The sequence below is a fragment of the Chitinophaga sp. genome, from assembly GCF_036569125.1.
Classification (GTDB): Bacteria; Bacteroidota; Bacteroidia; order Chitinophagales; family Chitinophagaceae; genus Chitinophaga.
The window spans coordinates 1-10496 of the sequence record NZ_DATCRF010000443.1 but is presented as its reverse complement, the minus strand read 5'-3'; the positions used below and the strand labels follow the sequence as shown (position 1 = coordinate 10496).

The 10496-nt window shown below is 48.7% G+C and carries 6 protein-coding genes; 1 reads left to right on the top strand and 5 read right to left on the bottom strand.

The features are described from left to right. From VIM87_RS16600 to VIM87_RS16580, 5 genes are all read right to left on the bottom strand, one after another. On the bottom strand, positions 1–1889 hold a 1889-nt coding region (locus VIM87_RS16600; RefSeq protein ID WP_331998075.1), incomplete at its 3' end, for a DUF6298 domain-containing protein. A 149-nt stretch (positions 1890–2038) separates the two neighbouring features. Beyond that, entirely contained in the window at positions 2039–2695 is a 657-nt protein-coding gene (locus VIM87_RS16595; RefSeq protein WP_331998076.1) for a DUF3826 domain-containing protein, read from the bottom strand. A gap of 15 nt (positions 2696–2710) precedes the next feature. Further along, positions 2711–4405, bottom strand: a complete 1695-nt coding sequence (locus VIM87_RS16590) for a polysaccharide lyase (RefSeq protein ID WP_331998074.1) — start codon at positions 4403–4405, stop codon at positions 2711–2713. Between the two features lie 54 nt (positions 4406–4459). Continuing rightward, the gene (locus VIM87_RS16585; RefSeq protein WP_331998073.1) at positions 4460–6265 is read right to left on the bottom strand and encodes a RagB/SusD family nutrient uptake outer membrane protein; all 1806 of its coding nucleotides are present in this window, start codon (positions 6263–6265) and stop codon (positions 4460–4462) included. A gap of 23 nt (positions 6266–6288) precedes the next feature. Continuing rightward, positions 6289–9498, bottom strand: a complete 3210-nt coding sequence (locus VIM87_RS16580; protein ID WP_331998072.1) for a TonB-dependent receptor — start codon at positions 9496–9498, stop codon at positions 6289–6291. 435 nt (positions 9499–9933) lie between these two features. On the opposite strand from VIM87_RS16580, the gene VIM87_RS16575 reads away from it, so the two are divergent. Further along, on the top strand, positions 9934–10496 hold a 563-nt coding region (locus VIM87_RS16575; protein ID WP_331998071.1), incomplete at its 3' end, for an alpha-L-fucosidase.

Below are 10496 nucleotides of genomic sequence, written 5' to 3'. Positions count from 1 at the left end.
TCTGTAAGGCCGGCACCAATGCGGCCGGGTACAAAGCGGGTTACATCGGGTTGGGATTCTTTAATACCATCGGGCCGTACATCGCCCCGCCACCAGGGTACTTCAAAATGCGCCCCGGTTAATACGGCATTGCCACGCAGCAGCCAGCCATTACTTACATGCATGGGAGCAGCCAGCGCAGGGGGTGTTGGTTTCGTATAATCTACCTCGTTAATGGTTTTAACACCGGTTGCTTTTATGGTAACCGGATTGCGGGTTGAGGCTCCATCTATCCAGTCAGTCAGCTGTGGCAACGGTTTAAGAGACGCCCGGGTCAATGCAGCTGCCTGCTCCACACCGGGGCTGCTGGAAGCTTCTGATTCCACCGGCATCAGCTGCGCCTGCTGTTTAACGTCTTTGCCTAAACGATCGGCCAGCTGTGCATAATACAAGCTGCGGGGCGGGATGTGTTCATTGGATTCGCCCCAGTACCCATCTCCTGAAAACTGTGCCCAGGTTGCAAAAGCCCAGTTGTTGGCAGTTGGCGGGCGGTAACAGTCCACACGTGCAGCGCTGCATTGCCAGAATACGCTGTTAGCGGCGCTCCATCCGGCGCCCTGCCCATCCTGCCCGCGGTTACCAAAACGCAGGGCATTGCCATCTACATTCACCACATCAAACAACACACCGGAGGCCCAGCTATCAATGGCGCCGCTGAAATTATTGGGTAAATGAGATTCACATTGTACAAATGCATTCGGGCCTGCTGCACAAAAACCTACTGCAAAATCGTGGTAGCCATATTCCGCATAGTTACGCTGGAACAGGGTTTGCTGCCCCATCGTCCAAAAGCTATAACGGCGTTGCCCGCCTATTTCAGAAACAGGCTGCAGCGATTTACAATCCTCAACCGTGATACGCTTGCTGGTTTCCAGCGCCAGCACAGCCGATCCTGCAAAATGTTCAAAGGTTACCTGGCGTACCCAGGCATCGCAAACATTTTCCAGGGTGATGGCCATCCAGCGGTGCGCTTCATCTTTTGGATTGTTTGTATCGTAGGTCGACTGGCAGCGCAGGTTTTCAACACCTGTTTGCTCAATACGACCCGGCCAGCTGTGTGCAGCCAGGGTACCGCCGCCGTACGTTGTATCCAGCGCAGTGGTTAAAGGTACATCCAGTGTAATGGCATTACCATCTACCGCTGTTATGGTACGGTCCCAGTTTATATCACGCTCGCCCGGTTTCCAGCCCAGGGTAGTAATACCGCCGCCCATATGATCCATGCCTAAAACGGCTATCCATTCCTTAGTGCTGGGGCGGTGCACCAGCACTTTATCGCCCACCTTAAAACCCTGCGCAGCAGCTACATGAACAGTGCGGGCATTTACCGGCACATAAGCATCGGTGATCTTAACGGGTGTATTGGCGCTGCGGTTAGCCTGGCCATAGATGCGGATGAGCGTTTGACGGTCAGACCCCGTACCTGCCAAAACAGTGCCCTGCTCCCCTGTCCCGCTGCCGCGTAATACCACGCCGGTAGCGCGCATATGCAGGCTGCCGGCTATTTCATAGCGGCCTTTTTGCAGCAGCACGGCGCCGCGTATACCCTGTTTATCTGCCGGTAAGGCAGCCACATAATCCAATGCCGCCTGTACAGGTACGGTAGCATCGCCCTTTATAACAGGCACTACTATACGTACCGGTACATCCGGAATGGGTTGTTCGCTGGCCATGTAACCGCAGTAGGAAAAATCAGGGATCCGGTTGCCCTGCTCATCGGGCGTATATACTAAATGCCCGCTGGCGTTGAGCGCCACCGGTGATGGAGGTGTATTTTTTTTCTGTGCATACACGCCGGTAATAACACCCAGCGTAAGCACACAAAATATGTTGATCAGTTTCCGGTTCATTCTTCTTTTGTTAAACGAAGCAGTATAAAATGAAGTAAGAAGTAGGATGTATAACATAAGAAGCCTGGTTGCTACTTACATCATACACCCTACTTCATATAGATCTTATTGCTACTTCGTATTCTAACTTCTTACTTCAAAACTTCATTTCATCGCATCCCCTTTCTTTTCTTCCAGTCGGCTTCCACTTCTTTCATGTTGTAGCCTGCAGCTGAAAGGTAATTGTTAATGCGGCCTTTATACTTCCCGAACCAGGCGTGCTTCTTTTCTGAAGAACCTGCATCCATGGCATGCTCGCGGGCTTCCACCAGCCAGGCCATCATCTGTGCTTTCTGCTGCTGGGTAAGGTTGGGCAGCATATCCATGTACACGCCGTAAGTGAGCGGCAACACACCGTAGGTCATGCCATCCTTTACCTGGTCAACCTGTGCAGGGTTCAGCTTTGCAGACAGCTTAGCCAGGTATGCCTGGTGCAGCACATCCAGCTTTTTATTGGCAGCATCTTCAATACCCTGCAAACGGGCGTCCAGCGCTGGCTTGTTATCTTTCAATTCCTCTTTGGCGGCCTTCACCTGTGCTTCCCGCTCCACCTGGATCTTATTCAGATCCTGGTATTGCTGTGCAATAATATCACGCACCTCTGTGGATACCGTGGTATTACTCATGTTCATGGAAGCTACGATCTTATCGGCACGCTGGGTTACCACCCGCACATAAGCCGTATCTGTACCAGCAGCGCTTTGCGCAAGTACCGGTGCGGTGGCCAGCATACATGCTGCTAAAAATAAATATTGTAATCGTTTCATCACAGATCAATGTTATTAACGGCTCATCTGGCCGCTGGTTTTACCTGAAAGCGTGTTAAGATTGTTCTTCGGATCTTTCCAGTTCACCTTTTTATCCGGGTTAATACCATTGATAAATTTCTCAATGTTCGTATACCCATCGCCATTCATATCCTTCACCGCATCGGCAGCATCCTTGGGGTTCAGCCCATGTTTGCGTTCCCATTCATCGGGCATACCGTCGTTATCAGAATCTTTGTAAGGCGTACCCTTGTATTCAGGATAGCCGCCCACCTGGCTGATGTCGGCAATAATACCCTGTTTGTAGGAATCCTTGTCCAAACGGCGGTGAATGTACTGGCTGCCAACGTCTGTAGCCGTATTCTCCTTATAGATGATCTTACCGGTGCGCACCTGTTCTACCACGCGGGTATCTACCGGATCGCGTTTAGGTAAGGTAGCGCCTGCGTTGGCCAGTACAAATTCATATGCTTCTTTGGCCGACATAATTGTGATAGCCGGCATAGGCAAAGGTTTTACGATGCGCATATCATCACGGTACTGGCCGGCATCTTCCTCATCTTCTACCTGCACGCCACCGGCCCAGTTATCTTTGGTGATCTTGTCGTAACCTTCCATAATATTACCGTTCACATACGCACGGCCAAACACTTTATATTTCAGCTTGCTGCGGCCGGATTCCGGTTTAATGATACGGTGGCCTACCGGCTCATCTTTCGGTGTAATAGGACCGGGTTTGTAATAGTTATTGATAACGTTGAACAGCCCGCGGTAATCGCTGCCATCCATGGTGCGGTGCTTCCAGTTAAATACAACGTTGTTCACAAAGTTAAACTGCCCGAACCAGCCGATAGACGGGTTACGGCCGGTATTGCAGGCCCACAGGTTACGCATGAACGTACAGTTCTCACCGCCAATGGTGCTGCCGAATGAGTGGTTGTAAGTGTCCAGCGCTTCTGAAGAGATACAGTTCTGAATGGTAATGTTAACAGTGGGCAGCTTCTCATCCGGTGAACCATCCCCGGGATTGTACATGTGACGGTACATGGAGATATTTTCATCCAGGCCCCAGCTGGTAGAGCAATGGTCTATGATAATGTTGCCTACAGGATTGCCGCCCAGCGCATCGTCGCGGCGGCCTACATTGGTTTCGCCACGGCGGAAACGCATAAAGCGGATGATCACATCGTGTGTGTTGATCCATACTGATTCCCCGGCTACACACACACCATCGCCCGGCGCGGTTTGCCCTGCAATGGTAATATAAGGTGCGCGGATGATCAGCGGACTTTTTAAATGTATGATACCTGCCACGTTAAATACAATAATGCGGGCGCCGCCCTGTTCTGCTGCATCGCGCAGGGTACCGGGGCCACGGTCTTCCAGGCTGGTTACCACATACACTTTGCCGCCACGGCCGCCGAAGGTATAAGCGCCACCACCTTCTGCACCGGGAAAGGCAGGGATCTCTGCCTGGGGCAGGTCTGTTGGCCGGGAAGCCCAGGGCACAAATGGTTTACCATGTTTTGCATCTTCATTAATGACCGGCAATGCTTTTTCCCAGGCTTCATCAGACAAGCGCTGTGCCTCCTTTAAAGCTGCTTCATTGGCCGCCTGTATATCCTTTGGTATAGTTGGATATTGTGCCAGCACGGGCTGCGCCAGTCCCAATGCAACAGTGCATGTAAGTGCAACAAAATAGTTCTTCATCTTCTTATTATTTCAGTTTAACAACATAAGCATGTCCGTGTATCCGTTTATATTTTATTGAACGGGATCAAAGCTTCCACCCCATCCCACATTCTGATCCAGCTTAGGATTATTATCGATGGCTGATTTAGGAATGGCGAAGAAATAGTATTCCGGTTTCCAGTTAATGGCATACTTGGTATCCATTACTTTTGATTCTACTTTAAAATCAGTACGGTAAAGACTATCCAGGTCTTTTCCATTGCGCTGCAGCGCGAATGCGGCTCCGTATTTTTTAATATCCTCATCTTTGTCAGGTACAGAAGCCGGAATGTTCAGCGTGATCTTAACGCCGGTCCGCTTTTTACCATTCAGCAAGGTTTCAAATAATTTCCAGCGGCGCAGGTCCCAGAAACGTTTGCCTTCAAATGCAAATTCATATAATCGTTCATCTAATATAGCGCTAAACATTTCTGCCTGGGTCATATTAGGCTTCAATCCATACATACCGGTGTTATCTTCATCAATGATACCAGCCCGCTTACGGATGGCTTTTAATTCAACATAAGCCTCATCCAGCTTATTAATGGCGGCAGCTGCTTCTGCCAGGTTTAACAATACTTCTGCATACCGTATCTCCATCCAGTCGGTACCGGAATATTGCACATTGCCGGTGCTTACTGCCGGATCAATTGCTTTACGGCAATAGAAACCGGTATTGGAAGCCTTCCCGTTCTCTGTAGAAGTATTTTTCACAAAGTACGTCCAGATCTTATAGTCGTTAGCGCCGTTTAACGGCCATGTAGCGCCATTATATGCAATGGTCTGATCAAAACGGGGATCGCGGTTCTTATAGTAAAACGTATCGTTATAGGGATATGCCGCCGTAGCTTCTGTACGCTTCTTGCCATTGATCATGGGGAAAGCATCTACCAGCTCTTTGGATGGCTGGTTAGAACCGCCACCGGTACCGTTTATAGACGGACGTGTGCTATTGTCATACCCATTGTTCTTTTTAGTCTGGTCGCCTGAGAGGTTGTTATAGCAGGTTACAAATACTGCTTCCGGGTTATTCACTTCTGAGAACCACATATTCTGAAAAGAGGAATTAAGACCATAACCGTTGGATGAAAGCAGGTCTTTTGCAGCTTTGGCTGCGGTGTAAGCAGCCTGCCACCTGTCTGCCAGGTTAGACGGATTAAACTCAGGGCTGGCCCAGTATAACAGCGCTCTTGCTTTTAAGGCTGCAGCTGCGCCACTGGTAATGCGGCCCCAGTCATTGGTGTTGCTCCATCTTGCAGGCAGGGCAGCTATGGCTGCATCCAGGTCTTTCACGATCTGTGCAATACATTCGGAAGTTTTGTTGCGCGGCACATAGTCCTGCTGTTTGGCTTCATCGCCCACTGCGCTTTGCGGCTCCAGGATAATAGGTACGCCACCATATAATTTTACCAGCTCAAAATAACGCCAGGCGCGGAAAAATAATGCCTGGCTTTTTAAGGCTGTTTTCCAGGTGGTGGTTAAGGAACCGCCATCCACCTGCTGTATGTACAGGTTAATAGCGCGGATCTTGCCAAAGGCGTTATTGGCATCCAGCTTGGTGCCAAAGTCATTTACATCATTTGGCTGCAGGGTGCCTTCAAAGTATTTGCTTTCGCCATACGATTCGTCGGACAGGTTGCCGCTGGTTCCCCAGGTGCCGCCCCAGCCGGGCAGGTTCTGGTCGTAGATATAATCGAGATAGGTGCGTGCCAGCACGGAATCATTAAACACCAGGTCGCCCTGTAATGAGCCCAGGTCCCTTTTATCCAGCACCTTACTACAGCTTGCCACGGATAACAGCAAAACTGAAAATATAAATATGTGAATTCGTGTACGCATTGTCGTTGTTTTTTTCTTACTAATTACAGACCTACATTAATTCCAAATGCAAATGTTCTCAGGTTAGGATACACATCATAGGATCCCAGTGCATTATCCCTGTAATCAAACGGATTGTAGAAGTTAAAGGGATTGGTAGCGCTGATATAAAGCTTCAAACCTTCCATGCCCATTTTTCTTGTCATATTTTTTGAGAAAGTGTAGGAAAGGTTCAGGGTGCGCATCCGGAAATTAAAGGCGCTCTTGCTCCAGAAAGATGAAGCCAGGTCGTAGGTAGTGCTATAATAAGGATCCGGATAAGTTGCGTTGGTGTTTTCAGGCGTCCAGTGATCGGTCCAGAAAGCCGGGCGGGAAGAGGTAGCAGTAGCCTGTTTACGGGCGCCGCTCTCTATCTGCGCTACCCCGCCAAAGGAACCTGCCATTACCATATCCAGCCGGAAACCTTTATAACCTGCACCTACATTGATACCAAAGCTGTAGTGATTGTCGGCTTTATTGGTAATAAAGGTCTGGTCGTTTTCATCGATCTTACCATCCGGACCCGCATACTGGTTAGTGATAGGATCTTTTGCACCACGGATATCTTTATAATATAACATACCCGGTGCAGGTTTTTTACCCATAATGGTGTAGTCGGGGTTCTTAGCCAGGAAATTGTCTACATCCGCCTGTGTTCTGAACATGCCTTCGTATACATATCCTTTCAAACCCATGTCCAGTGAATGGCCGTTAGGATCTTCCCAGGTACCAACCACACCGCGGTCCACATCCACTTTCACGGCTTTGGCATCGCTCCAGGCCAGGAAACCGCCTACAGTAAAATCAATGTTCTTACCAATACGGTCATTCCATCCCAGCGACAGCTCATAACCATAGGCATTGATGGTATTGTAGTTCTCCGCAGAAATAGCAGAACCTACTGTAAGTGGTACGGCTGCTGTTAAAGAGGTGAGCATGTTATAGCGGTGATCGTAAAATCCATCAATGGTAACGGATAAACGATTATTCAGCGCTTTGGCATCAATACCAGCGTTAAATTTCAGGTCATCGTCCCAACGGGCTGCGGGGTTAGGCATAGATTCCGGCCGGGTACCTACGCTCTTGGCATTGTTGCCGCCAAAAACGGCGCCGCTGGTTTGGCTGGGCGTATAACGCTGCAGGTATCCCCAGGCCTTGGTAGCATCGCCACCCAGGTGACCGGCTGAAGCGCGTAATTTCAGGAAATCAATTGCGTTCACATTCTGGCGGAAAAAATTCTCTTCTGATATTACCCAACCTGCAGACACAGATGGGAAAAAGCCCCAGCGGTAAGCCGGTGCAAAGTTGGTGGAGGCATCATAACGGAAAGCAAATTCCAGCAGGTACTTATCTGCATAGGTATAATTCAAACGGCCTATGTAAGACAGGTTACCGGTTTCATTGGCTGTTTCATATACGTTCATGGCGCCGAAAGCAAAACGGGAAATATCCGGAGCGCTTTCAGTAGGATCTTCCGTATAGGCCTGCACATCATCATAGCTGTATTCAGACTGCTCTGCTACTGCGAGTACGGAGATCTCATGTTTACCAAATTTGCGGTTGTAGCTCAGGTAACCATCCAGCTGGTAACGATCGCCATAGGAAGGCTTGAAGAATACACGGGCGCCGTTCTTCATACGGGTAGAGTTTATCACATCACCGCCTATGATATGCTTATGCTCACCCAGGCCGGAAAATGAATACAGGTTGTAGTAAGTGCCAAACTGTTTGGGAAATACATTGTCCATTATTTTGGCGTACTGCACTTTGGCGGTTAAGCCTTTGATAAAGGTAGGCTGATATTCCAGGTTGGCAACTACATTCAGGCTGTTGGAACGGGTTTGGCTATAGTTGTCCAATGCCTGTACTGCAAAAAAGTGGAAGGCATCAATATTATTGGCAGTGCTAAGCAGCACCGGTAAACCATCTACATAAGGCGGATTGAACTGCGGGGTATAGATCAACCCTTTCAGGTCGTTCTCCGCGTTTTCACCACCCTGTTTCAGCAGGAACATTTTGGTGTTGGACAGATCGCCGCTTACGGAAAGGGATGTTTTTAAGCCAGTGGCCAGCTTCACATCTGTGCTGGCACGGAATGTCCAGCGGTCGTTCTTGATCTTGTCCAGGTTACCGTTCTGGTAAAAATAAGTAGCGCCTGCAAAGAAGGTGGCTTTTTCCGTACCGCCGCTGATATTAAAGGTATGGCGCGTAGTAAGGGACGTTTTCCAGGCCTGGCGCAGCCAGTCGTAATTGTGATCTTTAAAATAGGCTAATTCATCGGGGGTATAAATAACCGGATCAGTAGCTGGTTTGCCCCCGGTAGTGTTCATATCATTCAGGTAAGTGGCCAGGTCATAACCCGTCATCATAGTAGGCAGCTTCGTTGCCTGGCTAAAACCTACGGATGAATTATAGTTGATAGCCAGCCGGCCGGCTTTGCCCCTTTTGGTTTTTACCACAATGGCGCCCTGTGAGGAACGTGCACCATACACTGCTGCAGCTGCATCTTTTAACACAGAAATACTTTCTACTTCTGTAGGATCCAGCAGGTTAAAATCATCCGGGGTGCGGATCACATCATCAATAATATATAAGGGTTGCAGGGTGCCGCCATCTTTAGCATAAATAACAGGGTTGCGGATGGTAATGGTGGCGGGAGTTCCCGGGCGTGCAGTACCGCCGCCTACGTTTACGGCGGCCAGCTTACCGGCGAGTGTTGCTGACAGGTTGCCCAAAGGCAGGTCCTCAATTTCTTTTACGTTCACTGTGGCAACGGCGCCTGTTAAATGAATTTTTTTCTGGGAACCATAACCTACTATTACCGTTTCAGAAAGGTCGGTAACCCCTCTTTTCATAGTTACATTTACTGCAGAACGGTCATTCACCGCCTGTTCCAGCGGGGCCTGGCCAGTGTAGGTAAAAACCAGTATGGCCTTGCCATCCGGTACCTGTATGGTGTAATTACCATCAATATCTGTTACGGTACCTTTTGATTGCCCTTTTACACGGATGGTTACGCCGGGAACTTCGGAACCATCCTCAGAGTATACTTTTCCCCTGACAGTGATACCTGCCGGTTTTCCTGCAACGGTAACGGGTGTGTTGTTGTTGTTTTGTGCATACGTGGTGGTGATGTTGGCACATAAGTATAGTAGTATCAGCAATACAGTTCCCCCTGTGGTAAGCCGCTTACCAGAAAGTAAATGATGAATCATTGTTTTAATGATTTAAGAATAGGACTAAATAAGTTGATAGAATAGGACTAAAGTGGTTTGTGTCAGCCAGACAATTAAAATATAGTCCATAAAAAAAGAAGCATACTTTTCATAACTAACGGAATTTTAAGATGACGGTCTTTCCCCATAACAATCAAGGCTGCTGTTCCCCCCTGATAACTCCCTTCAGTAAGAGAGGTAATGATCTCAGGGGTCAAGCTACAGAAATAATTATTTAAAAAAGGAGCATAGCGGCTTTTTTTTTACGCAATCGTTACCGGCAACGATGGCGTGCCCACTTTAGCTAAAAAAGACTACCATAGTATAGTATAGATAAGGGAAATATAGTATCTTGGGATTAATTGGATTTAATCACCCTGGTCTTTTCAATCTCAATCCTGACTGCTGTTCCGCGTTCTATTATAAAACCAGGTTATGAAGCATGTTATGTTCCGGTGCCGGCTTGGGGGCCTTGCCCTTTTGCTGGTAGTTTTTTTCTTTTCTGTTTCCTTTGCACAAAAAAATATTCATTACAAACCTGACTGGACCTCCCTTCAGCAGCACACGGAAGTACCGGAATGGATCCGCGATGCCAAATTCGGCATCTACTGCCATTGGGGCGTATATACCGTGCCTGCCTATAATAATGAACATTATTACTCCCATATGCATGCGGATTCCGGGTATTCCAAACTGGGTACCTACCAGCGCCATGTAGCCGTGTACGGCCCCCTCAGCAAATTCGGGTACCATGATTTTATCCCGATGTTCAAGGGCGAACATTTTAATGCTGATGCCTGGGCCGACCTGTTTCTAAAAAGCGGGGCGCGTTTTGCCGGACCAGTAGCGGAGCACCATGATGGCTTTGCTATGTGGGACAGCCAGCTGACACCTTTTAATGCCAAACAAATGGGCCCGCACCGCGATGTGGTGGGCGAGCTGGAAAAAGCCATCCGCAAAAGAGGATTGAAATTCTTTGTATCCCTGCACCATGAGCT